This is a genomic window from Sphingomonas aquatilis, assembly GCF_014196115.1.
Lineage (GTDB): Bacteria > Pseudomonadota > Alphaproteobacteria > Sphingomonadales > Sphingomonadaceae > Sphingomonas > Sphingomonas aquatilis.
Genome location: NZ_JACIDB010000014.1, coordinates 18,002 through 40,643, shown reverse-complemented (window position 1 = coordinate 40,643; position 22,642 = coordinate 18,002). Strand labels below are relative to the sequence as shown.

26 protein-coding genes are annotated in these 22,642 nt (G+C 65.1%); 11 read left to right on the top strand and 15 right to left on the bottom strand.

The window, feature by feature from the left end; all coding sequences use genetic code 11:
- Nucleotides 1-226: 226 nt before the first annotated feature.
- The 9 genes from GGR47_RS17765 to GGR47_RS17725 form a co-directional block, all read right to left on the bottom strand.
- Complete coding sequence (locus tag GGR47_RS17765) at nucleotides 227-679, bottom strand: DUF411 domain-containing protein (protein WP_017980778.1); 453 nt, start codon at nucleotides 677-679, stop codon at nucleotides 227-229.
- A 68-nt stretch (nucleotides 680-747) separates the two neighbouring features.
- Nucleotides 748-1,113: a DUF305 domain-containing protein gene (locus GGR47_RS17760; protein ID WP_018251211.1), complete on the bottom strand. Its 366-nt coding sequence runs from the start codon at nucleotides 1,111-1,113 to the stop codon at nucleotides 748-750.
- Between the two features lie 160 nt (nucleotides 1,114-1,273).
- On the bottom strand, nucleotides 1,274-2,011 hold the full coding sequence (locus GGR47_RS17755) for a PepSY domain-containing protein (protein ID WP_017980780.1): 738 nt from the start codon (nucleotides 2,009-2,011) through the stop codon (nucleotides 1,274-1,276).
- 25 nt (nucleotides 2,012-2,036) lie between these two features.
- Nucleotides 2,037-2,621 (bottom strand): c-type cytochrome, encoded by a 585-nt coding sequence (locus GGR47_RS17750; RefSeq protein WP_024310687.1) that lies wholly within the window; start codon nucleotides 2,619-2,621, stop codon nucleotides 2,037-2,039.
- Between the two features lie 15 nt (nucleotides 2,622-2,636).
- Nucleotides 2,637-3,929: a copper resistance protein B gene (locus tag GGR47_RS17745; RefSeq protein ID WP_024310688.1), complete on the bottom strand. Its 1,293-nt coding sequence runs from the start codon at nucleotides 3,927-3,929 to the stop codon at nucleotides 2,637-2,639.
- Complete coding sequence (locus GGR47_RS17740; protein WP_017980784.1) at nucleotides 3,926-5,959, bottom strand: copper resistance system multicopper oxidase; 2,034 nt, start codon at nucleotides 5,957-5,959, stop codon at nucleotides 3,926-3,928. The genes GGR47_RS17745 and GGR47_RS17740 overlap by 4 nt, the downstream gene beginning before the upstream one ends.
- A gap of 67 nt (nucleotides 5,960-6,026) precedes the next feature.
- A complete protein-coding gene (locus GGR47_RS17735; protein ID WP_017980785.1) occupies nucleotides 6,027-6,596 on the bottom strand; it encodes an RNA polymerase sigma factor in 570 nt (189 codons plus the stop codon).
- 10 nt (nucleotides 6,597-6,606) lie between these two features.
- The gene (locus GGR47_RS17730) at nucleotides 6,607-7,047 is read right to left on the bottom strand and encodes a periplasmic heavy metal sensor (protein WP_017980786.1); all 441 of its coding nucleotides are present in this window, start codon (nucleotides 7,045-7,047) and stop codon (nucleotides 6,607-6,609) included.
- A complete protein-coding gene (locus GGR47_RS17725; RefSeq protein ID WP_020486670.1) occupies nucleotides 7,044-7,313 on the bottom strand; it encodes a hypothetical protein in 270 nt (89 codons plus the stop codon). The genes GGR47_RS17730 and GGR47_RS17725 overlap by 4 nt, the downstream gene beginning before the upstream one ends.
- A 127-nt stretch (nucleotides 7,314-7,440) precedes the next feature.
- Here GGR47_RS17725 and copC point away from each other — a divergent pair, with 127 nt between their 5' ends.
- The 3 genes from copC to GGR47_RS17710 are packed head-to-tail and all read left to right on the top strand — an operon-like array spanning nucleotide 7,441 to nucleotide 9,062.
- Complete coding sequence (copC, locus tag GGR47_RS17720; RefSeq protein ID WP_020486671.1) at nucleotides 7,441-7,809, top strand: copper homeostasis periplasmic binding protein CopC; 369 nt, start codon at nucleotides 7,441-7,443, stop codon at nucleotides 7,807-7,809.
- Nucleotides 7,810-7,813: 4 nt separating this feature from the next.
- On the top strand, nucleotides 7,814-8,740 hold the full coding sequence (gene copD, locus GGR47_RS17715; protein ID WP_042469566.1) for a copper homeostasis membrane protein CopD: 927 nt from the start codon (nucleotides 7,814-7,816) through the stop codon (nucleotides 8,738-8,740).
- A gap of 52 nt (nucleotides 8,741-8,792) precedes the next feature.
- Nucleotides 8,793-9,062 (top strand): flagellar biosynthetic protein FliQ, encoded by a 270-nt coding sequence (locus tag GGR47_RS17710; protein WP_017980790.1) that lies wholly within the window; start codon nucleotides 8,793-8,795, stop codon nucleotides 9,060-9,062.
- A 45-nt stretch (nucleotides 9,063-9,107) separates the two neighbouring features.
- On the opposite strand, the gene GGR47_RS17705 is transcribed toward GGR47_RS17710, so the two are convergent.
- From GGR47_RS17705 to GGR47_RS17695, 3 genes are all read right to left on the bottom strand, one after another.
- A complete protein-coding gene (locus GGR47_RS17705) occupies nucleotides 9,108-9,440 on the bottom strand; it encodes a four-helix bundle copper-binding protein (RefSeq protein ID WP_017980791.1) in 333 nt (110 codons plus the stop codon).
- A gap of 89 nt (nucleotides 9,441-9,529) precedes the next feature.
- On the bottom strand, nucleotides 9,530-10,408 hold the full coding sequence (locus GGR47_RS17700; RefSeq protein ID WP_017980792.1) for a DUF4396 domain-containing protein: 879 nt from the start codon (nucleotides 10,406-10,408) through the stop codon (nucleotides 9,530-9,532).
- Between the two features lie 70 nt (nucleotides 10,409-10,478).
- Entirely contained in the window at nucleotides 10,479-11,792 is a 1,314-nt protein-coding gene (locus tag GGR47_RS17695; protein WP_017980793.1) for a hypothetical protein, read from the bottom strand.
- Between the two features lie 331 nt (nucleotides 11,793-12,123).
- Between GGR47_RS17695 and GGR47_RS17690 the strand changes: the two genes are divergently transcribed.
- Both GGR47_RS17690 and cueR read left to right on the top strand, forming a co-directional pair.
- Nucleotides 12,124-14,481, top strand: coding sequence for a heavy metal translocating P-type ATPase (locus GGR47_RS17690; RefSeq protein WP_371262954.1), 2,358 nt, complete (start codon nucleotides 12,124-12,126; stop codon nucleotides 14,479-14,481).
- A complete protein-coding gene (cueR, locus tag GGR47_RS17685) occupies nucleotides 14,478-14,861 on the top strand; it encodes a Cu(I)-responsive transcriptional regulator (protein WP_017980795.1) in 384 nt (127 codons plus the stop codon). The genes GGR47_RS17690 and cueR overlap by 4 nt, the downstream gene beginning before the upstream one ends.
- 52 nt (nucleotides 14,862-14,913) lie before the next feature.
- On the opposite strand, the gene GGR47_RS17680 is transcribed toward cueR, so the two are convergent.
- The gene (locus tag GGR47_RS17680) at nucleotides 14,914-15,435 is read right to left on the bottom strand and encodes a DUF6118 family protein (RefSeq protein WP_017980796.1); all 522 of its coding nucleotides are present in this window, start codon (nucleotides 15,433-15,435) and stop codon (nucleotides 14,914-14,916) included.
- A gap of 212 nt (nucleotides 15,436-15,647) precedes the next feature.
- Between GGR47_RS17680 and GGR47_RS17675 the strand changes: the two genes are divergently transcribed.
- On the top strand, nucleotides 15,648-16,895 hold the full coding sequence (locus GGR47_RS17675) for a cytochrome P450 (protein ID WP_017980797.1): 1,248 nt from the start codon (nucleotides 15,648-15,650) through the stop codon (nucleotides 16,893-16,895).
- A 73-nt stretch (nucleotides 16,896-16,968) separates the two neighbouring features.
- Here GGR47_RS17675 and GGR47_RS17670 read toward each other — a convergent pair whose 3' ends face one another.
- Complete coding sequence (locus tag GGR47_RS17670; RefSeq protein WP_017980798.1) at nucleotides 16,969-17,385, bottom strand: MerR family transcriptional regulator; 417 nt, start codon at nucleotides 17,383-17,385, stop codon at nucleotides 16,969-16,971.
- 62 nt (nucleotides 17,386-17,447) lie between these two features.
- Between GGR47_RS17670 and GGR47_RS17665 the strand changes: the two genes are divergently transcribed.
- From GGR47_RS17665 to GGR47_RS17660, 3 genes are all read left to right on the top strand, one after another.
- Nucleotides 17,448-17,864 (top strand): mercuric transporter MerT family protein, encoded by a 417-nt coding sequence (locus GGR47_RS17665; RefSeq protein WP_017980799.1) that lies wholly within the window; start codon nucleotides 17,448-17,450, stop codon nucleotides 17,862-17,864.
- Nucleotides 17,864-18,085, top strand: coding sequence for a GDCCVxC domain-containing (seleno)protein (locus GGR47_RS19310; protein ID WP_081609171.1), 222 nt, complete (start codon nucleotides 17,864-17,866; stop codon nucleotides 18,083-18,085). Before GGR47_RS17665 ends, GGR47_RS19310 begins: the two co-directional genes overlap by 1 nt.
- Before the next feature lie 262 nt (nucleotides 18,086-18,347).
- Nucleotides 18,348-19,550 (top strand): aspartyl protease family protein, encoded by a 1,203-nt coding sequence (locus GGR47_RS17660; RefSeq protein ID WP_082795033.1) that lies wholly within the window; start codon nucleotides 18,348-18,350, stop codon nucleotides 19,548-19,550.
- On the opposite strand, the gene GGR47_RS17655 is transcribed toward GGR47_RS17660, so the two are convergent.
- Nucleotides 19,544-19,960, bottom strand: a complete 417-nt coding sequence (locus GGR47_RS17655; RefSeq protein ID WP_004212867.1) for a MerR family transcriptional regulator — start codon at nucleotides 19,958-19,960, stop codon at nucleotides 19,544-19,546. The two genes, GGR47_RS17660 and GGR47_RS17655, sit on opposite strands and share 7 nt — an antisense overlap.
- A 78-nt stretch (nucleotides 19,961-20,038) precedes the next feature.
- Between GGR47_RS17655 and GGR47_RS17650 the strand changes: the two genes are divergently transcribed.
- Together GGR47_RS17650 and GGR47_RS17645 are read left to right on the top strand one after the other, a co-directional pair.
- The gene (locus GGR47_RS17650) at nucleotides 20,039-20,665 is read left to right on the top strand and encodes a cation efflux transmembrane domain-containing protein (RefSeq protein WP_007406842.1); all 627 of its coding nucleotides are present in this window, start codon (nucleotides 20,039-20,041) and stop codon (nucleotides 20,663-20,665) included.
- The gene (locus GGR47_RS17645) at nucleotides 20,665-22,626 is read left to right on the top strand and encodes a cytochrome c/FTR1 family iron permease (protein WP_064311260.1); all 1,962 of its coding nucleotides are present in this window, start codon (nucleotides 20,665-20,667) and stop codon (nucleotides 22,624-22,626) included. Before GGR47_RS17650 ends, GGR47_RS17645 begins: the two co-directional genes overlap by 1 nt.
- Nucleotides 22,627-22,642 lie beyond the last annotated feature (16 nt).

The window sequence follows — 22,642 nt, the reverse complement described above, 5'->3', positions numbered from 1 at the left end:
CTCATCGCCATCTTGGGTGAGAGCGATGGGCCGGCCGCATACGCAATTCCTTGGCCCAAAAGGCCAAGCAACGCTCCAACAAGAAGCAAGAGAGAAAGACGAGCTTTCAACACCCGGATACTATCCCAATTGTCAACGCCGAGGTCAATACGGGTGGTTTGCCGGGTGCCGTAGTGCCGGCATGAAGCGCCGGGGAAGATTTGCCGCTCACAAGACAACCTGTCGTTTAGGCGCCGTGGCTAGCAAAGACACGCCGGCCAGCGGCACCGAACGCAATGACGTCATAGGGCTGGGTTCTCATGCCGGGCACCTCCATGCCCGGTGAGCCCATCGGCATTCCGGCCACGGCCAAGCCGCGCACGCCTTTAGGATGCTGGGCCAGCGCGCGCTTCATGTCCGCGATCGGGACATGTCCCTCAAACGCCATGCCGTCGATGATCGCGGTATGGCAGGACGCGAGGTCAGCGGGCAGGCCGATCTTACGCTGCAGCACCTCACGGCGATCATCGTCGATGATCTGGACCTTGCGGCCGAACTGCTGACGCACCTGCGCCGCCCATTTCTCGCAACAGCCGCAACCCGGATCGCGGTGCATGGCGATGTCGGCCGCGGCCGATGCGACCGCTGGGATGGTCATTAGCAAGGCGGCGACGGCGCCACGAACACCATTCTTCATCATCAGCTCCTAAAAGGAAATCCCCGCCCTGCCGGGGGGTAGGGGGATCGACAGGGCGGGGCAGCGCTCCCTTATTGCGGGCGCTTGCCGTGCTTGCTGAGCCACGCCTGCAGCTCGGCAATATCCTTTTCCTGTTTCGTGATCGTCATCTGCGCCATGCGCTTGGTCTCGGCGTCGCGCGCGTCACGCACCGCAACGCGCGACATGGCGATGGCGCCTCGGTGATGCTCGATCATCTTGCGCGTCCACATTTCGGCCGCGTCGCCCTGCTTGGCCGCCATCATCTTCTGATGCATGTCCATCTCGGCCTGGCCGTAGGGATTGCCGGCCATCATGCCCGCCATGTCGTCGTGGTTCATGCCGGCCATCTGACCGTGGTTCATGCCCTGCATTCCGCCGCTCTGCTGCGCGAGGGCGGGCGTGGCGAGCAGCGCCAAAGCTGCGAATGTTGGTGCGAAGCGCATTATTGATCTCCCTGGGTTCTAAGACTTCTACGCGTGCGAGGCGGCTATCCCTCACCCGGGGTGCTAGAACGCGCGAGAAATTGTCAGGAAACAGGACTTTATTTCCGAGGGCTACGCTCCTGAGCCGCGTATATTATGCCTCGATCACGATGTTGCGACGCCGCGTTTTGGGCCATCGCATGTAGAGAAGCACTGCCCCCCCTAACCAAAGCGCAAGCCCACCGATCGCGAAGGCGAGCAGCCAGGGCGTGTTGAAGTTCTCGTGATTCGTCCAATCCATGATGTGAAGGCCCCAGAAGAAGTCGTAGAGCCGCCAAGTGCCGGTTCGGACAGCCGAGATCCGACCGGTGTCGGCCGCGACAAAGACGCGGGTGGAATCGAGGTCGGCGAACGCGACGCGCCAGGCGGGGAGCGTGCCGCGATATTCGGGGCTGGCGCGCTCGATCCGCTCTACCTTCGCCGCTGGTCGAGCACCGCCACGCCATGCCAAACGCGCGATCTCCTCGGCCTCACGAGCCGTTGGTGCTGGCAGCGCTTGGCCCGTCGCGGCGTCGAACAGGCGCGTTCCCTTGGCTGTCGCGACCTCGGCGACCGGGCGGCCAAGCCACATGCGATAGGTGATGGCCTCGATGGGCGCATCTGCTGCGCCTACGATCGCCGATGGTGGGGCGAACGTGCTGCCGCGGGGAAGGGGCGCCGCGGCTTTGCGGTCAACGAGGTGATCGCCATGCACCCGATCGATCGGCAGGAAGCTCATCAGGGCGCCGCTTGCGAACCATAGCAGGAGCTGCGCGCCGATGATGATCGCGAGCCATTTGTGCGTGCGGCTCGCGAGTAGATGCAGCCTCAGTTTCGCGCTTTTCAGAACCACTCCTCCCTCAACCTCGTCGCCGGGGTCACTTCATACCCGGCATGTCCTTCATCATCTCGTCGTGATCGGCCGGGGCGCTCGCGACCAGTGCCTTATACTGTTCGGGCGTCATGCCGGGGAGCTTGCGGACGAACGCGACCATATTCCAAATTAGGGGGTCGGGATGCGTCTTGCCCCATGCCGGCATGGCGCTGAGCTTCACCCCGTGCTTGATGATCCAGAATTGCTGGGCGGGGGTGAGATCTTGAGCGCGCGCGAGTTCCGGCGCCTGTGGATAGAGGCCCTGGCTCATCTCGGATTTCTCGACGCCGGGGCCGAGATGGCAACCGGAACACATTTCTCCGTAAAGGCCCGCGCCGACTGACACGCGCTGCGCCGATGCCAGATCGGCCGGGGGTGTTATGCCGCGCGCGCGTGCCTCAATCGACCGATCGCGCAGGCGTTCGAGCATTGAATAGACCGCCGGCGTGTGCGGTTCGTCGGCCGCGATGTTATACACGCCAAGGTAGATAAACGCGGCTGCGCCCAGCGCCAGGACGATCGCCAGGGCGCCTACGAACGGCAGGCTCGGGAAGTGCTGCCTTATCGAGCGCCTGCCGTCTTGAGCCATCTGTTCCTCCATCGATCAGAACCAGACACGAACGCCGGCGACGATGCTCTTGGACGTTGCGCGATCCCCATCGGCGCGCGCGTAGCGGGCGGTGTCGCCGAAGCGGCGATCCCATGACACGCCGACATAGGGGGCGAACTCGCGCCGGATCTCATAACGCAGCCGCAATCCAAGCTCGGCGTTGGATAGGCCCGATCCGATCCGGTTTTCCGGCACGTCCTGCGCAGCGAAATTGAGCTCGGCGCGCGGTTGCAGGATCAGCCGCTGGGTGATGCGCTGGTCGTAATAGCCCTCAAGCCGCCCTAGCAGGTCGCCCTTGTTGGACAGGAATACCGCGCCCTCTAGCTCGAAGAAGCCCGGTGCCAGCCCCTCCAGCCCGACGGTCGCATAGGTGCGTTTCGGGGACGGCCCCAAATCCTGGCGGACACCCGCTTGTAGATTGAAATAAGGGCCAATGGTCCGGCTATAGAGCGCCTGCACCTCGGCGCTCTCGATGCCCTCGCGGAAGGCTCCCTCGCCCTCAGACTTGATGAAGAGGCGGTTGATGTCACCCCCGAACCACGCCTCGCCATCCCAGCGATAGCCGTCACGACCGTTGCGGAATTGATACTCAGCGAGGTTCAATAGCACCTGGCTGAAGTTTTGACCGCCGTGATGCTGCTGAAGGTGATGGCGACCCATCGCCATCGCGTCCGCGCCGTAAACGCTGTCGGCCGCATGGTCGGTCGGCAGGGGCGGGGCGGGGGCGTTTCCTGCGGGAAGCGCGGTGCCAGTCTGCTGCACCCCATCGGCCGCCATGCCTGGCATTCCGGCCATTCCCGACATGCCCTGCATGTCGTGGCCGCTGTGCTGGTCGGCTGGCATGGTCATCCCCGGCATCGCCGAATGGTCCATGCCCTGCATCGGCTGCTGGGAGCCCTGAGGGACCGTTTGGCCGTTTCCGGGCATCTGCATCCCCGGCATGGCTTCCATGCCCTGCTGTGAGCCCTGCGGAGCCGCATGGTCCATGCCGGGCATAGACGAGTGATCCATGCCCGGCATGGTCCCGTGATCCATACCATTCATGCCGGCCGTTGGCGCGGCGCGGCGTTTCGTCGTCGAAGCTGATGGTCGCCTCGCAGGAGCTGACCTAGTCTTGGCCGGCTTGCCTTTGGCCGTGGGCTTCACCACCGGCTTCTTTTTCGCAGGCATCGGCATGGTCATGCCCGGCATTGCCGAATGATCCATGCCCTGCATCGACTGAGCGGCGACAGGACCGGCGATGCCGAGCATGGTGGTGGCGGCGAGCGCCGCGGTCAGCCGGTTCATGCCGCCTCTCCCGCGAACGGGCGAACGGTGACGACGCGCATCATGCCTGCGGTCATGTGGTAGAGATTGTGACAGTGGAACGCCCAATCGCCGGGTGCATCGGCGGTCAGATCAAAGGTCATCTTGCCTCCAGGCGGCACGTTGACGGTGTGCTTGCGCGGCGCATGATTGCCGTGCCCCGTCACCAGCTCGAAGAAATGGCCGTGGAGATGGATGGGGTGCGGCATCATCGTATCGTTGACCAACGTCACCCGCGCCCGCTCGCCTTTGCGGAACGGGATGGGGTCGGCGGGATCGCTCAGCTTCTGCCCGTCGAAGCCCCACATGTAGCGCTCCATGTTACCGGTCAGATGGATCTCGAACTGACGCGACGGCGCGCGCACGTCGGGGTTGGGCGCGAGCGAAACGAGGTCGCGATAGGTGAGGACGCGGTGATCCAGGCCCCCCAGACCCTGGGGCGGTTCACCGCTACGGTCCTTCGGCATCGGGGAGATGGTCTGCACGCCCGGCCCCATCTTCACGCCCGGCGCATTCTTCGGGTCGCGCATGTTCATGTTCATGCCGCCACCCGACCCGTGGTCCATCCCGGCCATGCCGCCAGCCTGGCCCGATCCGCCCGACATGGCACTATGGTCCATGCCGGCCATGCCAGCACCGCCCGCTGCCATTTGGCTATGGTCCATCCCGGGCATTACAGCGCCGCCCATCTGGCTGTGGTCCATGCCCGACATGCCGGACATGCCCGCCATCGCTGCGCCTGCCGCGACCGTCCCGTGATCGGTCGGCCCCTTCCAGCCCGTCAGCTTCCAAAGATTGCGCGAGGCGTTCTGCATCAAGGTGGGGTCCGGCCCGCGCGTGGCGACCGGGCTCTCGTCCTTCATGCCGGACATGCCCTGCATCCCGCCCATGCTCCCCATGTCCATGCCCATATCGGTCATGGTCAGCAGCGTGCGCGGACGAAGCGGCGGGACCGGGGCGACCATCCCCTCACGCGGGGCGAGCGTCGCCCGGCCCATGCCGGAGCGATCGATAGCCTCGGAGACGAAGCTGTAGGCCCGGTCCTCGGGCGTCACGATCACGTCGAACGTCTCGGCAACGCCGATCTGGAACTCGTCGATCTTCACCGGACGGACATTCTGCCCATCGGCCTGCACGACGGTCATCGGCAGGTCGGGGATGCGGACGTTGAAGTTGGTCTGCGCCGCGGCGTTGATGATCCGCAAGCGGACCCGCTCGCCCGGCTTGAACAGCCCCGTCCAGTTGTCATACGGCCCGTAGCCGTTGACCAGGAAGGTATAGGTCGAGCCGGTGACGTCGGCGATGTCGGCGGGGTCCATTCGCATCTTTCCCCACTCGATCCGGTCCTTGAGCGGCATTTCCCGACCCGCGAGCAAGCCCGCGAGGGTCGGCCGCTGATAGTTGAAATAGGCGCCGCCCATCTGCTTCAGCTTCCGGAAAATCTGCTCGCCGGTCATCTGGCTGTGGTCGGACAGCACGATCACATGCTCGCGGTCGAACGCGATCGGATCGGCACCGGCCGGGTCGATCACGATCGGCCCGTAAAGTCCGCCCTGCTCCTGCTCGCCGGAATGGCTGTGATACCAGTAGGTGCCCGACTGGATGATCGGGAACTCGTAGATGAAGGTCGAGCGCGCCTTGATGCCGGGGAAGCTGATGCCGGGCACGCCGTCCATCGCGAACGGCACGAGCAGCCCATGCCAGTGGATCGAACTGTCCTCGTCGAGATTGTTGGTGACGGAGAGGCGGACCTTTTGCCCCTCCTTCAAGCGAATGAGAGGGGCCGGCACCGTGCCGTTGACGCCGATTGCGGGCGTCGACTTGCCGTCGACGGGAAGTCTGAAACTGTCGATCGTCAGCGCGATGTCAGTGCCCGAGACGGTCGGCAGCGGTTTGACGATCCCGCCCGAGACAGGCTGCGCCCACGCGGGCATATAGGCGGTCAGCGCCATGCCACCGCCAGCAAGGGCGGCGCCGCGAAGCATCTGGCGGCGATCGATAGTGCGGCTCATACGGTCCTCAAGGCTCTCGAACGGGAGTGTCCCTCTAGCCTTGATACGCAGCTCAGGGCGCTATCCCTCAGCGCCCGCCCAATCGCTCCAGCAACTTCGATCGCGCGCGATAGAGGCGGGTTTCTACCGCCTTTTCGCTGATCGACAACACTGCCGCGGTTTCAGCCTGGCTCAACCCCTCGATCGTGCGCAGCACCAAGGATTCCTTCAATGCGGTCGGCAAGCCCGCAATGGCGCGCGTCACGCGGTCGAGTTCCTGTCGGTCGCCCGTCGCGTCGTCGATCGCCACCTGGTCGTCTGCAATGGCTTCGGCTTCCGCGCCGATCGGTGCGGCGAACGCCAGAAAGCGCCGCACGGTGCGCTTGCGCCCCCAATCGCGGCACTTGTTGATCGCGATCGTCGATAGCCACGCGCGCATCGATCGATCGCCGTCGTAGCGGGGCAGGGCCTGATGCGCCGCGACGAAGGTCTCCTGCAGAAGGTCCAGCGCCTCGTCGGCCTCGCCGACGCACGCGCGCACCATGCGGAAGATTGACTGCCGATGGCGGCGCATGATCTCGGCGAAGGCGGCTTCGCGCCCGGCGATGCTGAGGGTCGCCAGCTCGCCGTCCGTAAGCGTGGTCCAGTCGAGGCTCACGCGCCGAACCTCAACGTGCGTCGTCGGTGAGCGCCTTCACCACGGCCTGATCGAACTGGCCGGTCTGATTGGGCCGCAAGAGCTGGCGCATGGCGAAGATGTGCGCCAGCGTCGCTTTCTGGAGCTCGCCCATGACGGCGTGGCTCTGGTCGACCGCTGCGGCGACGCGCGGCCCGTTGCCATGCTCGGCCTCGATCGCTTCAGCGAGCCGGGCATTGTTCGCCCGCAATTCCAGCTCGAATGCGCGCCGCTGCACGGCGAAACGCTGCTCCAGCACTTCAAGTCGCGCTTCCTGGTTGGCGTCCAGCGCCAGCTTATGATGCAGCACGTCGTGCAGCTCCGAGCCGGGCTGGGCACGTGGCGGAAGTAGCGCCCGCCCCACGAACACACCGATGATCGCGGCGATGAAGCACGCGACAATGCCAAGCAGAAGGCGGATGCGGCCGCTCATTGCACGCCGACGAGCAGCGTGGAGGGCGCGAGCGGCGACACCGGCCCCAAGGGCGATAGCGAAGCCGCGCTGGCTTCCTTCGCGGGCACACCGGCACCGAAGATGCCCATGACGAGCGCCGCAGCGATCGTCATTGCCCCAACGCCTAAGCCGGCGCGCGCCGCTGGACGTGCGGCGACCCGCGCCAGCACGCGATCTTCCATGCCATCAAGGCTCGCGGGCACGGGTGCTTGCGCCAGCCTCATCAATACTGCGTCGAGGTCCATGTCGTTCACTCCACCCCTCTAGCATGGATTACGCAAGCGACGCGCCCATCCCTCAAATCCATCCGTGAGGGGTGGTCGATCGGGGCGCGTAATGAAGGACAGGAACCCTCCTGTCGAAAGGCCCCCTATGCGCCGCCTATCCGTTCTGACTGCTGCTGCCGCTCTCGTCATGTTCGCCGGAACGGCGAACGCCCATCCTAAGCTGGTGTCGGCATCGCCGGCCGCCAATGCGACGGTCGCGAAGCCCGCTCGTATCGAACTTCATTTCAGCGAGAAGCTGATGCCAGCCTTCTCCAAGGCCGATCTCACGATGGCAGCGATGCCCGGCATGGCAGCCATGAAGATGGCCAGCGCCTCCGCGCTCTCGTCCGATGGCCGGACCCTCGTCATCACCCCGAAATCGCCGCTCCCATCGGGTCGGTATAGCGTCGCGTGGAATGTCGTCTCGACCGACACCCACAAGGTCGCAGGAACCTACGTCTTCGCGGTGAAGTGAGGCGATGGGGGACTGGTCGCTTATCGGCGTCCGCTTCGCGCTCTACGTGACGCTGGCTGCGCTGTTCGGCCTTGCCGCATTCAGCCTTTATGGGCTGCGGGCGTGCGAGCGCGGCGACGCGCTCGCGCTGCGTCCCTGGTTCATCGCCAGCGCTGGCCTGAGCCTGTTGTTTTCAGGCGCCTGGGTCGTGCTGATGGCCTCCTCAATGGCCGGAACGCCGGCCTGGCCGATCGACCGTGAAGCAGTCGGCGCGCTGCTCACCGGCTCTGCGATCGGAGCAGCATGGAAGCTGCGCATGGTCATGGTGGCCCTCGCGGCGCTGGCAGCGCTGGTCGCGGGCGGGCGCGGCATCTGGCTGAGCATCGTCGCGCTCTGCTCGGCCGTGGCACTCGCAACGCTGGCGTGGACCGGACACGGCGCGATGGACGAAGCCGTGATGGGCTGGGTCCACCTCATCGTCGACATTCTCCATCTGATCGCCTCGGGCGCTTGGGTTGGCGCACTACTGGGGCTGCTCCTGCTCGTCTCCCGACCCGCGGCGCGCGTAGACGCGGCGCATCTGGGGCTGACGCACCGCGCGCTGCACGGGTTCGGCGCGATCGGGACGGTTGTGGTCGGCACGATCCTCGTCACCGGCCTGGTCAACGGCTGGATGCTGGTCGGGATCGGCAACCTCGCCACGCTTCCTGCGACGCTCTATGGTCAGCTCCTGATCGCAAAGCTGGCGCTGTTCGTCGCCATGCTAGGGCTCGCCTCGCTCAACCGCTTCCGGCTCACGCCGGCATTCGAGCGGTCGATCGCAGCGGACGATCACAAGGGCGCCCTCGGCGCGCTGCGGACAAGTCTGGCGATCGAAACCGCCTGTGTCATCGCGGTTCTCGGGCTGATCGCCTGGCTCGGGACGCTCGCGCCGCCTGCATCGGCGATGTGATGCGCGGCCGGGGAGCCCTCGCGGTCCCCGGCCGTTCACGGGGCCGCGCCTGATGGATCAGTCGATCCTGCTCGACGAGACGGGGAGGATGCTGGCCGTGGCCGGCCTGATCTGCGTGGTGCTGCTCGTGCCGATGATGATCGTCGGGCTGATAATCAGCATCATCCAGGCGGCGACGTCGATTAGCGAACAGACGCTGAGCTTCGTGCCTAAGCTGATCGCGCTAGGCGTATGTTTGGTGATTTTCGGGAGCGCAGCGACCGAGCTCCTGACCAAGTTCACGGCCGAGCTGTTCGCTGTGATCGCGAGCATGGGCCGTTGATATGCAGATAGCTGCGCGGGCGGGCGACCGCCCGCGCAAGCCCCGCTATGCCGCCATCCGATCGCAGGAATCGGCGCACTTCCGGCACGCTGCCACGCAATCCTCCATGCCGCCCAGGGCCTCGCAGCTCGCTGCGCAAGCCCGGCAGATCTCGGCACACTCGCGGCAGATATGCTGATGGTGGGCGGACTTGCGCGCCATGAAGTCGATCGCAACCGCGCAAATTTGCGCGCAGTCGGCCATGATCTTCATATGCTCGGGCGCGGCGTGCTGGCCGCCCATTTCGAGGCAATGGTTCATCGCCATGTGAAGACAGGTCACATGGCATTCGTGGCAGGCGTCCATGCACGCCTTCATGCCGGGGTCGATCTGGTGCATCGCATTATCTCCGTATGAGCCCCCGCCTGTTCCTAGATACGCGCGCCGCGCGATCACCCCTTGCCGCGATCTCCGTCGTTCGCGGCAAGTTACATGGCCCACCGACCGAACAGCGTCGCAACGATGATGCCCGCGCCAAGCATGATGAGCGTCAACACTGTCATCGCGGCGATCTGAGGTCCGGTCACGCGCGCGCCGGCCGCCATGCCGCTCATCCCTGCCATTGCGTCGTGTCCCATGTCCGGCATCGGCGTGGCCGATTGCCGGTCCGCGCCGACTTCGTGTCCGCCATGCCCCAGCGCGCGCACCGTGCCCATGCCGTGCTTCAAGCGCACGCCAACCAGCCAAAGGTTGATCGGATAGGCGACTGCGAACCCGACGAGTGTCGCCAGCGACATGACGCCCCAAAAGCGGAGCGAGCTGGCGTGCATCGCGGCCATGTCGCGGCTCATCAACACCACCATCGTCGGGATCATGCCGGCCATGACGGCATTCATCGACAGCCATTCGGGGATGAACGACATGCGAAGCGCGCCCCAATAGGAACCGCCCGCCATGTCGCGCATGAAAAGCGCCTGGAAAATCAGCAGTCCGAACGCGAAGCCGAACACATATTCCGCGATCACGTCCTGCCACATCGGCAGGCCGAGCGCCGTGGTGATCGCGGCTGCGGCGATGACGCCGGTTGCATCGCCCGCCATGCAATGGATGGCCGAGCCGAACGCCTGCTTCCAGAGCGGTCGAACGAAATCCTCGTGCCGCTCGTTCGCCGGCTCCTGGCAGGACAGGACATAGGCCGCGGCCATGATCGGGCCACCATAGAGCGTGACCAACAGCCACCCCCATTTCATCACGCGCAGCTCGGGGTTGCGGGTGAAGGCATCCCACGCGACGTAAGCGACCGAAAGGGCGGTCAGCACGAACCACCCGATCAGCACGGCGTCGAGCCAGGGGGCCGGGGATGGCATCGTCACGGCAGCACTCCTCTACATGCTAGAGGATACGCGGCTCTCCGGATCATCCCTTGCGCGGAGCGGGCTAGGCGAGCTTGCTGGAAACGGCCTTGATCGCTTTCAGTCCCGATCCGAACCGCGCGATGGCCTCCCGGTTCTTCTCCAGCTCGCCATAGGGCAGGTAGGATATGTCGAGGTCGGCTACGCGGCTGAACGCGGGCCGCTGCAACTGCGCGCGAACGTCCGTCTCGCGCGCGTCGGGCGCGACAAGGAACAGCCCCGCGGTCGCGTGAAGGTCGCCACCGCTCAAGGCCAGGTCGAGCATCCTGACGATGCCCGAATAGATCGAGGTCGAATGCTCCACCTCGAACGCCGCGGCGACATGATCGCCGGCCTTCTCAAGCCACAGCACGTCGATCAGCCGGATCGAGTCAGCGCCCTTCGACGTCGCGATCGTGTCGGGCAGGCGCTCAAGGCATCCTGCGCCCAAGGGTGATCCGTCGAAGGCGCGGCTGCGGTCGTTCGCGGCGATCCATACGTCATAGCCGAGCGCCAACCCTAGATCGCGAAGCCATGCCTGGATTTCGGTATGGGTGCGCTCGTTCTCGCCCTCGCGCTGAGCGGCCTTGCTGAGCGTGCGCGCTTCCTCGCGCGCCGCCTCAAGCCGCTGCCCCCAGCTCGCCAGCGTCGCGCCGCTCACGTCGAGGGGCGGAGCCGGATAGCGATCGGAGCCGATGTCGAACAACAGACCGCCGATCGCGCCTAAATCATTCGATAGCAGCTCGCGGAAGCGGTCGTTGAGATCGAGGATGCCGGTCCGCATCGCCAGAAAATGCTCCCAGCTCCCGAGCTTCACATTCGCCCCCGTCAGCGCGTTGTAGCCCTTAACGATTGCGGTGTTGAAGGGCGGCACCAGCGTCGGGTGAAGGAAGTAGAGGAGGTTGGCGACCGCCGGACCCAGCCCCTTGATCTTCAAACGGTCGATCGCGTGGATATGGCTGATGATCTCCTCGGCCGTGTCGCAACAGGAACAGGCGTCGAGCAAGCGGCCGAACGCGCGCTGATTGTCGGGGCTCTCGTAAATGTCGGGGATGCGGAGCTTCGGCTTCCAGAGGAACGCATGGTCCGCGCCCTTGAAGATTTGCCGCTGCTCGGCGACGGAATGGACGACGGTTTCGAGCGACGATCCGCGGTAGGCGACGCCGAACGTGCCGCGCTCGATCTCGCCGACAACCTGGGTGATGCCGCGCCGGATTGATCGGAAGTTCTTCAACCGCTCGTCCCAAAGAAACCAGCTCCGATAGGTCGCGCCCTGATCGTCACGCCAGCGGGCAATTAAGCGGCGCACCAGGCCGTCATGGTCGGTGCCAGTAGAAAGACTGTCGATCTGCGCTGCCATATGTCCCCGATTGCCCCCGGCCCGCGTTTGGCGAGCTAGTAATAGACCTAAGCTGCGGCCCTTATGGCGTCGAGGGTGTAGAGCTGGCCCCCGCAATATGAGGGCAACGCCGCTCCCGCGCGTAGATTCAACATACACGCCAGCGGTGCCGACAGGGCCTTGACCCTAACACGGTGTCATACCCTACATGCTCTCGGGTCGAAGGAGTCTTGCCATGAACGACCCTCATTCCCATTCCCAAGCCGGGGGTTGCGGCTGTTCGAAGCCTGCGCCTGAATCGGTCTCCACGCCCTCATCCTGTTGCGGGGGCGGCTCGGCCGCTCCCGCAAAGATCGAGCACGAACATCATCACACCGAAGCGGGCGGCTGCTGCTCGGGCAGTAAGGACAACGATGCCGCAGCAGCAGTGATCGACGCGGTGTGCGGCATGACGGTCGATCCCGCAAAAACGACACACCATGCCGAGCACGCTGGTCATGCCTATCATTTCTGTAGCGCAGGGTGCCGGAGCAAGTTTGTCGCCAATCCTGACGCCTATCTGAGCGATAAGCCGAAACCGGAGCCGATGGCGACGCCGGGGGCGATGTGGACGTGCCCGATGCACCCGCAAATTCGCCAGGAAGGGCCGGGAACTTGCCCAATCTGCGGCATGGCGCTCGAACCCGAAGAACCGTCGCTCGACGATACTCCCAACCCTGAGCTGGTCGACTTCACGCGCCGACTGTGGGTGGCGGGCGCGCTCACGATCCCGCTGCTCGTCGTCTCGATGTTCGCGGAAATGTTAGGCCTGCATGTGGTTAGCCCTGCGGCCTCGCCTTGGGTCCAGCTCGCACTCACCGCGCCGATCGTGCTGTGGGCGGGCTGGCCGTTTTTCGAGCGGGGGTGGACATCGCTTCGTACCCGCCATCTCAATATGTTCACACTGATCGCGATCGGCGTAGGTGCCGCCTTCCTCTATAGCGTGGTCGCGACGCTCGCGCCGGGCATCTTCCCAGCGACCTTCCGCACGCATGGGAGCATGGTTCCCGTCTATTACGAGGCGGCCGGCGTCGTGGTGACACTGGTGCTGCTCGGGCAAGTGCTCGAACTGCGCGCTAGGGCGGCGACAGGGCGCGCGATCCGCGCTCTCATGGATCTCGCCCCCAAGACGGCGCGACGCTTGCAGCCTGACGGTTCTGAAGAAGAAGTCGGGCTTGCCGACGTGGCAACCGGTGACCGGCTGCGGGTCCGCCCCGGTGAAGCCATCCCGGTCGATGGCGTCGTGGTCGAGGGTCGTTCGTCGGTCGACGAAGCCATGCTCACCGGCGAACCCGCGCCGGTCCTCAAGGAAGTCGAGGCGATCGTTACCGGGGGCACCGTCAACGGGACGGGCAGCCTGGTGATGGAAGCCCGCGCGGTTGGTTCGGACACGATGCTCGCGCGTATCGTCCGCATGGTCGCGGAAGCGCAGCGAAGCCGCGCCCCGATACAGGCGGTCGCCGATCGGGTTTCAGGATGGTTCGTGCCGCTCGTCGTGCTGATCTCGATTGCGACCTTCATCACTTGGTCGCTGGTCGGCCCTGAGCCGCGCATGGGCCATGCCCTGCTTAACGCCATCGCAGTGCTGGTGATCGCCTGCCCGTGCGCGCTCGGGCTCGCCACGCCCATGTCGATCATGGTCGGCACGGGACGCGGCGCTCAGGCCGGCGTGCTGGTGAAGAACGCGGAAGCCTTACAGGGGCTGGAAAAGGTCGATACCCTTGTCATCGACAAGACGGGTACGCTCACGGAAGGCAAGCCCAAGCTGATCGCGGTCGAGACGGTCAGCGCGGTCGGAGAGAACGACATGCTCGCGCTTGCCGCGGCCGTCGAAGGCCAATCCGAACATCCGCTCGCGCACGCAATCGTCGTTGCCGCCAAAGAACGAGGATTGCAGCTCGGCACAGTCGCGGACTTTGCCTCGCAAACCGGGCTGGGTGTCAGCGCCACGGTGGGCGGCCGCTCGGTCGTGATTGGCAATGCGGTGCAAATGAGCCGGATCGGCGCTGATCTCAAGCCGGTCGACGCCGCGGCCGATCGTCACCGTGGCGAAGGCGCGGGCATCATCCTCGTCGCGATCGACGGGGCGCTCGCCGGTCTGCTCGCAGTCGCCGATCCGGTGCGCGCATCGGCGCGCGACGCTATTGCCGCGCTTCGCAAGGAGGGCCTGCGGGTCGTCATGCTCACCGGCGACAATCGTGGGACGGCCGATGCTGTCGCGCGCGCCGTGGGCGGTCTTGATGACGTGCGCGCCGATCTGCTGCCGGAAGACAAGGCGCGTATCATCGGCGAGCTGAAAGCGAGCGGCGCAAGGGTCGCAATGGCGGGCGATGGGATCAACGACGCCCCGGCGCTCGCCGCCGCGGATGTCGGCTTGGCGATGGGAACGGGAACAGACGTGGCGATCGAAAGCGCCGGCATGACGCTCACGCGCGGCGATCTCTCGGCGATCGTGCGCGCCCGCAAGCTCGCTCGCGCGACGATGCGAAATATCCGCCAAAACCTGTTCTTCTCGTTCTTGTTCAACGGAATCGGCGTGCCGGTTGCGGCCGGCGTGCTTTACCCGGTTGCCGGTATCCTGCTGTCGCCGATGCTGGCCGGTGCAGCGATGGCGCTCTCGTCCTTCACCGTGGTCCTGAACGCACTGCGGCTCAACGCGGTAAAGCTGTGAACATCGGAGCGGCGTCGGACGCCAGCGGCGTCTCCCAACGCATGATCCGCCACTATGAAAAGATTGGTTTGGTGCCCGCGCCGCCACGGCGCGGGAACTACCGGGACTACGCCGACGCTGACGTTCATCGGCTGCGATTTATCGCCAACGCGCGCGACCTGGGGTTCCCGATCGAGGAAATCCGCACGCTGCTGGGGCTGTGGTCGGATCGCGATCGGTCGAGCGCGGAAGTGAAGACGCTGGCGGAAGCCCGCGCTGCCGAACTGGGCCGCAAGGTCCGCGTCTTGGACGCCATGCGCCGCTCGCTTACCGGGCTCGCCCAAGCCTGTCATGGCGATGATCGGCCTGATTGTCCGATCATCGAACGCTTGGCTGAATAACTTGCGCGGCTAACTTTTACTCCACTTGAGCGTGATCGTGCGTCGCACCGTTTCACGCGTTTCGCGCTGCGGCTTTGCCGCACCCCTCGATCGCCGCGCGGTTGGCCGTCACGATCCTGTCGGCCCCGACGATGGCGCGGAACGCGGTGGGACTGGCGCTCTGGATCATACGCTGCCCGGCTTCCCAGCGGGGCAAGTCGAGCGTCCGCGCCGCCATGCGCTCGGGCCATTGCCAGCTCGCCGGTGCGATCTCGCGCGCGACCAGGCCCGGCACGATCGCCCATGCGAGGATGCCGGCCGCCACCCCACCCAGAGCAAACCATAGCTGCCGATTCTTCTGGTCGGCGCGTGTCCATGCGGACCCGGCGATGGCGCGAAGATCGGCCATGATGCGGGCCTTGTCCTCGCCCGCCTTGGCGAGCGCCGCCTGATCCTCGCGCCGGGCGGCGCTGCCCGCCGCGGCGATGCGCTGCGCCATCTGCTCCGGCGTCATCGCCAGCGCCGGGGCCGCTTTCAGGAATTGGCCGATGCGCGCGACGTTCTCGCCTGCCGTGTTCACGTTCTGCTGGAGCACGCCAAGCGTCTCGGTATGGTCGGGTATGTCGATCGCCGCGCTCGGCCGCCAAGCCCTCCACGGCGCAGCGCCAGCTCGCCGCGCATGGCCTCGAACGCCTCGGCCGCGCCTGCTCCGCCCTGATCGTCCTCGTTCGTCACCTGTCGTGAGCCTGCAACCCGTGATATTCCTCCGAGTTAATCAAAGGAGACCCAACAATCACCGGACCGGTCATGCCTAAGACACCACACACGAAAGGCCCGGACGAAACCCTTTCTCTCCTCGCCGATCCCTATCGGTTCATCTCCAGGCAGTGCCAGCGCCTAGGCGCAAACGCTTTTGAATCCCGTTTCCTGCTGAAAAAGACCAACTGCCTTAAGGGGGCCAAGGCCGCCGAAATCTTCTACGATACGACCCGCTTCGAGCGCGAAGGTGCCATGCCGGTCGCTATTCAGAAGACACTGCTGGGCCAAGGCGGCGTTCAGGGTCTGGACGGCGAGACCCATCGGCACCGCAAGCAGATGTTCATGGGCCTGATGACACCAGAGCGCGTGCGGGCGCTGGCGCAATTGTTCGAGGCCGAGTGGCGCAGGGCGGTGCCGGGCTGGACGCGCAAAGGAGAGATCGTCTTCTATGACGAGTTGCATGAGCCGCTGACGCGAGCGGTATGCGCTTGGGCGGGAGTTCCTCTTCCGGACGATGAAGCCGGCAACCGCGCGGGCGAGCTGCGGGCGCTGTTCGACGCCGCCGGCTCGGCGAGCCCAAGGCATCTTTGGTCACGGCTGGCCCGTCGTCGCGTCGACGCATGGGCGAAGCGGATCATTGAAGGCATTCGGGCCGGGAGCATCGGCTCGGGCTCGGGGACCGCGGCTTACGCGATAGCCTGGCATCGCGACCGGCACGACGATCTTCTTTCGCCGCACGTCGCAGCGGTCGAACTGGTAAATGTCCTTCGCCCGACCGTCGCGATCGCAGTGTACATCACCTTCGTCGCCCACGCGCTGCAAACCTGTTCAGGGATCAGGGCGGCCTTGGTTCAGCAGCCGGACTATGCCGAGCTCTTCGTCCAAGAGGTCCGCCGATTCTATCCCTTCTTTCCCGCTGTGGTGGCGCGCGCGAGCCAAGATTTCGAGTGGGAGGGGATGGCCTTTCCGGAAGGGCGTCAAGTGGTGCTAGACCTTTATGGGAGCAATCACGACGCAGCGACCTGGGCCGACCCCCAGGAGTTTCGCCCTGAGCGTTTCAGGGCTTGGGACGAAGACTCCTTCAACTTCATTCCGCAGGGCGGCGGCGATCACTATCTCGGCCATCGCTGTCCCGGCGAATGGATCGTCCTCGCGATCATGAAGGTGGCGGCACACCTCCTCGTCAACGCGATGCGCTATGACGTACCGGACCAAGACCTGAGCATCGATTTCGCCAGGCTGCCAGCGCTTCCGAAAAGCGGCTTCGTGATGCGCAACGTCCACATAGGTGGCTAGGGCCGCGTGCCGTGGTGATGGTGATCGGCTCCGTTATCGACCGTTTGCGCGAGTACGGGGTGCGATGCGACATCTACGCAGTCGAATGTTGGTTCAGCAAGTCGATCACGGCGCACCTCGCCGCCCCGTCGCCTTCGCAACGGTCGATGGTCGCAGCCAGCAGGCTTTCTAGTTGCGCCAGATCCTCCATCTTAGCGCGCACACGCTCTAGATGGTGAGCCGCGATCTCGCGGACCTCACTGCATGACGCCTGCGCAGAACCGCCAAGAGACAGGATCGCGCGCACCTCGGCCGGGGAGAAGCCGAGTTCGCGCGCGCGACGGACGAACCCAAGTGCGCGGACGTGACCGGTCCCATATACCCGCCGCCCGCCGCTTGTGCGGGGTGGCGTTGCGAGAACACCAACGCGCTCGAAGTACCGGATCGTCTCGATATTCACGCCAGTCCGGCGAGACAGCTCGCCGATCGTGATGCTTTCCTCAACGCGCATATATTGCTTGCTCCTGTAGTCACTACAGGATGCATAACGGGCTAACCCGCTAGAGGCGATAGATGAACCAAGAGACCATCCCGCGTGAACCCCTAGGCGCACCAACGTCACGACGTCGCGCCGACACGGGGCTATCCGCCCTCGGCGCGCTTGCGAGCTTAGCCGCTGTTCTAGCTGCGGCGTCATGCTGCGTCCTGCCCCTCGCACTCGCGGCGCTCGGCCTGGGGGCGGGCCTGTCCAGCAACTTCGCCGCGCTGATACCACTACGGTGGCCGCTAACGGCGACCTCCCTCATCGGCTTGGCTGCTGGGTGGTGGGCCTACGCGCAGCGGCGGAGGTCCTGTGCTGGGGACCGGTCCTGCACAATGCCGCTGCCCTCGCGCGCGACACCTATCCTGCTCGCGATTGGAACGGTTCTGACGCTTATCGCGTTCGCCTGGGACCTCCTAGAAGCGCCGCTGATGAACGCGCTTTCCTGATGCAGCTCACCTCAACCCTGACCTGTCCCAAATGCGGCGGGGTGGCCACCGAAAGGATGCCCACCAACGCCTGCCAATTCTTCTATGATTGCCGGCATTGCGCGGTGGTGCTGCGGCCCCTGGCTGGCGACTGCTGCGTGTTCTGCTCATTTGGCGATGTCCCATGCCCTCCGATCCAGGAAGCGAAAGCAAACGGGACTGTGGCGGGCTGCTGCGGGTGAGGCGATAGCTTCACGTTTCTTCGTGAACTGGGGTCCTGCTCGCCAAGGTCGCGCAAGCGAAATTGCCTACTTCGGTCTTATTCGACCGGTTCCTGACCTGCCTCAACTGCTCATTTTCGAGAGGGCATTTGAACAGGATAGCATTTCGGGCGCTTCAAAAACCCTTGCTCCTCCAGTTGCTAGAGCATGTAACCGCAATTTGCTCTCCTGCGGACGGGGGGCTGGAGGTGGCTTTTTGACGGCCCGTGTTGAAGCAATCGGTATGTCTCGACGCTCATTAGTGGCGCGGCTGGTGGCCTGTGGAACCGGCTTGGTGCTCGGTTCTCCAACGCTCGCGCGACAGACTTCCCGGTCTGCGGCCTCGTGGAACTTCGGCGCGGCTCACCTCGAATGGGAGCCGCTGGAAGTCGGCACGGGTGATACCCTCCTTGTTTCGGCACAAGTGCGCGGAGTGCCGGCGCGGGCGGTGCTCGACAGTGGCAGCGGCGCGTCGATCATGAGCACGGCGCTCGCGGCGAAGCTCGGCTTGAACAATGGTGAGCGGCGCATGATTAGCGGGCTGAGCGCCAAGGCCCCGGTGCTGCTGGTCCGCGACATCGACGTACAGCTCGCCCGCGAAACCCGTCGCTTACCCTTTGCCGTTGTTGGTGATCTGAGTTCAGTGTCGGCGGCCTTCGGACGACCGATCGACGTTCTCCTCGGTGCCGATATGTTCACGGGCAGCTGCATCGCGCTCGATTTCGCGAACAGGCGTATGGCGGTCGTCAAGTCAGGCACGTTTCTCGCCGGCCCCGACTGGCGCGCTGTCGCGCTCGGACGCGGTGCCAAGCAGGAGCTGTTCATCCGGGCCTCCGTCGAGGGCCTGTCTCCCGTGCCCTTGATGATCGATCTTGGCAGCTCGGCCGCGCTGATGCTCTCGTCGGCCTATGCCCGCGATCAAGGGCTGTTGAACGGGAAGCTCGTCTCGACCGCGGCGATCGGCGGCGTCGATGGCGTGCGAGTCAACGATGCTTTCACAACCCAGAACATCAACATTGAAGGGCTTGGCGTCTCGAACGTCCCCACACTCGGGATGAGAGCTTGGCTCTCCACCAGCACGGTTGGCAATGTCGGCCTACCGCTGATCGCTCAATTCGACGTGGTGTTCGACGTGACCGCCGGATTCGTGTGGCTCCGGCCACTCGGTCCTCGTCGTCGCCTGCCGATGCTGAAGGACCGTAGCGGCCTTGGCCTCGCAGCCTCACCAACGGCGCTCACCGTCGTTCATGTGGCGGCGAACAGTCCCGCGGAAAAGGCTGGCTGGGCGGTCGGCGACCGGATCGTGGCGGTGAACGGCCATTCGATCGATGCGAACTATACGCGTGGGGAGCTCTGGCAAGTGCGCTCCCGGCCTGCTGGCACCCTCGTAAAGCTGACGATGGCCTCGGGTGATGTGCGCGACCTCAGGCTAGCCGACTATTACTGATCGGCTTGAGGGTGGCCTTTGCCGATCGCCTTCATGATCCGACAATCGGCCATGCGCGCCTTGGTGCAGCTCTGGCTGAGCATTGCCAACTCATCCCGCAACACCGCGAGTTGCGCCAGCCTCTCCTCAACATCCTTGAGGTGCTGAGCAGCGATAGCTGAGGCGGCACCACAATCCTGGTCCGGGTTCTGCGCCAGCCCCATCAACGATCGTATTTCGTCGACCGAAAAGCCGAGCCGGCGACCGTTGCGGATGAAGTGCAAACGCTCGATGTCGCTGGCATCATAGGTTCTACGGCCCGACGCCGTGCGCGGGGCGGAGCGCAGCAACCCGATCGACTCATAAAACCGGATCGTCGTCACTTTTGTCGACGTCTCGCTGGCGAGCTGCCCAATCATCACCGGCTTCATCATGCCATCCTTGCTAATGCGAACGTGTCGCACATTTCGCTTGCTTCTACAGCGACTGGAGGTGGTAAGGAAGGCCGCATGAATGCTTCTACCGAAAGCTGCGGGTGCCACGGGGAGCCCGCGCGCGCGCAAACCGATCCGGCCTATCGCCGTGCGCTGCTGACCGTCGTGGTGCTCAACCTCGGCTTCGGAGTCGCCGAGCTGTTCGGCGGGTTCATCGCCGATAGCCAAGCGCTGAAAGCGGATTCCCTCGATTTTCTCGGGGACGGGTCGATCAGCCTTATCGGTCTTCTCGCGCTTGCCTGGTCCGCACGGGCGAGGGCAAAGGTCGCGCTGACGCAGGGGTTGTTTCTCGGTGCGCTTGGCGTGGGCGTAATCGGTTTCGCGATTTGGCGCGCCCTGAACGCAACCGCGCCGGATGCCGAACTGATGGGCACAATCGGCGTTGTCGCGCTCGCGATCAATGTCGTGTCCGCCTTGGTGCTTGCGCGTTTCCGGGAAGGGGACGCCAATGTTCGCGCGATCTGGCTGTTCAGCCGCAACGACGCGCTCGCCAATGTCGCGGTGATCGCCGCGGCCGGTCTGGTGGCGTGGACAGGAAGCGCCTGGCCGGACCTCGCCGTCGCCGGCCTCATCGCCCTCCTGTTCCTCCACTCCGCTTATGAAATCGTCACTGGCGCTCGGCGCGAACTGGGAGAGCAGTAGTGCGTCTGCTCACCTTGATCCGGGCAATGCTCTCGCTGCGGCTGCTCGCCGCGCTCGCTGCGCTGCTGATCCCTGCTGCGGCATTCGCCGAACCCGGCGACGTGCAAACCGCATGGCGGCTGCTCGACTATATGGCCGTCGATTATGGAGGCGCGGTCGCGAACGGTCGGATCAAGAGCGCGTCGGAATACGCCGAAATGAATGAGTTTGCCGCGTCGGTCTCGACACGGCTTCAAGGCCTGCCGGCGAAGCCGGAGCGCCAAGCCCTCATTCAGCGGGCCGCCAACCTCCAAGCGGTAATCGCGGAAAAGGGATCGACTGAACAGGTGGCAACACTGGCGCACGGGCTCGCGGCCGATCTGCTGCGCGCCTACCCGGTGCCGCTCGCGCCCGATAAGGCTCCGAACCTCGTCTCCGGCCATGCCCTGTTCCAACAATCCTGCGCGTCCTGTCACGGCATGACGGGCAACGGCCGTGGCCCCGACGCCGCCAAGCTCGCGACACCCCCGATCGCCTTTACCGATGCCGAACGTGCGCGCCAGCGCAGCGTCTTCGCGCTCTATCAGGTGGTGACGCAGGGCATCGACGGGACGGCGATGCAGAGCTTCGCCGATCTGCCGAACGATCAGCGCTGGGCGGTAGCATTCCGAGCCGGGAGCTTCGCCTTCACGGACGCGCAGGCGCGCGAAGGCGAGCGGCTGTGGAAATCCGATCCGACCCTTCGCCGTCGCATCCCGGACCTGAAAACCCTGGTCGCACTCACCCCGGCCGCGCTCGGCGCGGCGATCGGCGACGCCAAGGCTGACGCCGTGCTCGCGTTCCTGCGTCGCCACCCTGAACAGGTGATGCAACAGGCTCCCGGCTCGCTCGCGGTCGCCCGCGCCAAACTCGCCGAAAGCGTGGCCGCTGCCCGGCGTGGCGATGCGCGGATGGCAAAAGAGCTGGCGCTGTCAGCCTATCTCGATGGGTTCGAGCCGATCGAACCAACGCTCACCGCGCGCGACGCGACGCTGATGGGCCGAATCGAGGGCGCCATGGGGGAGTTCCGCGCCGCGATCGACCGGGGCGCATCGCCCGATGATCTCGCGGAGAAGGTCACGGTGCTGGGCGGCTTTTTCGATGATGCAGAAGCGGCGCTCGCGCCCGATGCCGCCACCGAGGCGTCCACGTTCCTGGGCGCGTTCACGATCCTGCTGCGTGAAGGGCTCGAAGCCCTGCTCATCGTCGTCGCCATGATCGCATTCCTGCGTAAAGCCGACCGCGGCGAGGCGCTGCGCTACGTTCATGGCGGCTGGGTCAGCGCGATCATCGCGGGCGGAATCACCTGGGCGGTCGCCACCTATGCAATCGGGATCAGCGGCGCGAGCCGGGAGCTGACCGAAGGGTTCGGCTCGCTGTTCGCCGCGTTCGTGCTGCTCTCGGTCGGGATTTGGATGCACGGTAAGGCGCAAGCCGATCAGTGGCAGCGCTATATTCGCGAGAAGATGTCGCGGGCGCTCTCGGGCGGGTCGGGCTGGTTCCTGTTCGGACTCGCCTTCGTGGTCGTCTATCGCGAGGTTTTCGAGACGATCCTGTTCTACGCCGCTCTCTCCGCGCAAGGTGACAACGGGATGCTGCTCGCCGGCGCCGGATCGGCCATTGGACTGCTTGGTGTGATCGCCTGGGCAATGCTCCGCTACAGCCGCAAGCTGCCGATCGCGCAGTTCTTCCGCTATAGCTCCTGGCTCATGGCCGTTCTGACCGTCGTGCTTGCGGGCAAGGGCGTCGCCGCTCTCCAGGAGGCCGGCCTTATCAACATCGCACCGCTCGCGGACGTGCCGCGGCTGTCGATGCTAGGGTTATTCCCCACCTGGCAATCGGTGCTGGCGCAACTCCTGATGGCGGTCGCCATCGCAGTGGGGTTTGCCTGGAATCGGCGCAACCGATCTCGCTCGGGTTCCGGCCCGGCGACGGCTCACTAGGCGAGGCTCGCATTTG

What these genes read in the sequence shown, in the direction of transcription:
- GGR47_RS17765 (WP_017980778.1), bottom strand. Translation starts at nt 679, where the DNA reads ATGATGAAGAATGGTGTTCGTGGCGCCGTCGCCGCCTTGCTAATGACC.
- GGR47_RS17750 (WP_024310687.1), bottom strand. Translation starts at nt 2,621, where the DNA reads ATGGCTCAAGACGGCAGGCGCTCGATAAGGCAGCACTTCCCGAGCCTG.
- GGR47_RS17745 (WP_024310688.1), bottom strand. Translation starts at nt 3,929, where the DNA reads ATGAACCGGCTGACCGCGGCGCTCGCCGCCACCACCATGCTCGGCATC.
- GGR47_RS17740 (WP_017980784.1), bottom strand. Translation starts at nt 5,959, where the DNA reads ATGAGCCGCACTATCGATCGCCGCCAGATGCTTCGCGGCGCCGCCCTT.
- GGR47_RS17730 (WP_017980786.1), bottom strand. Translation starts at nt 7,047, where the DNA reads ATGAGCGGCCGCATCCGCCTTCTGCTTGGCATTGTCGCGTGCTTCATC.
- GGR47_RS17725 (WP_020486670.1), bottom strand. Translation starts at nt 7,313, where the DNA reads ATGGACCTCGACGCAGTATTGATGAGGCTGGCGCAAGCACCCGTGCCC.
- copC (WP_020486671.1), top strand. Translation starts at nt 7,441, where the DNA reads ATGCGCCGCCTATCCGTTCTGACTGCTGCTGCCGCTCTCGTCATGTTC.
- copD (WP_042469566.1), top strand. Translation starts at nt 7,814, where the DNA reads ATGGGGGACTGGTCGCTTATCGGCGTCCGCTTCGCGCTCTACGTGACG.
- GGR47_RS17710 (WP_017980790.1), top strand. Translation starts at nt 8,793, where the DNA reads ATGGATCAGTCGATCCTGCTCGACGAGACGGGGAGGATGCTGGCCGTG.
- GGR47_RS17705 (WP_017980791.1), bottom strand. Translation starts at nt 9,440, where the DNA reads ATGCACCAGATCGACCCCGGCATGAAGGCGTGCATGGACGCCTGCCAC.
- GGR47_RS17700 (WP_017980792.1), bottom strand. Translation starts at nt 10,408, where the DNA reads ATGCCATCCCCGGCCCCCTGGCTCGACGCCGTGCTGATCGGGTGGTTC.
- GGR47_RS17695 (WP_017980793.1), bottom strand. Translation starts at nt 11,792, where the DNA reads ATGGCAGCGCAGATCGACAGTCTTTCTACTGGCACCGACCATGACGGC.
- GGR47_RS17675 (WP_017980797.1), top strand. Translation starts at nt 15,648, where the DNA reads ATGCCTAAGACACCACACACGAAAGGCCCGGACGAAACCCTTTCTCTC.
- GGR47_RS17670 (WP_017980798.1), bottom strand. Translation starts at nt 17,385, where the DNA reads ATGCGCGTTGAGGAAAGCATCACGATCGGCGAGCTGTCTCGCCGGACT.
- GGR47_RS17665 (WP_017980799.1), top strand. Translation starts at nt 17,448, where the DNA reads ATGAACCAAGAGACCATCCCGCGTGAACCCCTAGGCGCACCAACGTCA.
- GGR47_RS19310 (WP_081609171.1), top strand. Translation starts at nt 17,864, where the DNA reads ATGCAGCTCACCTCAACCCTGACCTGTCCCAAATGCGGCGGGGTGGCC.
- GGR47_RS17660 (WP_082795033.1), top strand. Translation starts at nt 18,348, where the DNA reads ATGTCTCGACGCTCATTAGTGGCGCGGCTGGTGGCCTGTGGAACCGGC.
- GGR47_RS17655 (WP_004212867.1), bottom strand. Translation starts at nt 19,960, where the DNA reads ATGAAGCCGGTGATGATTGGGCAGCTCGCCAGCGAGACGTCGACAAAA.
- GGR47_RS17650 (WP_007406842.1), top strand. Translation starts at nt 20,039, where the DNA reads ATGAATGCTTCTACCGAAAGCTGCGGGTGCCACGGGGAGCCCGCGCGC.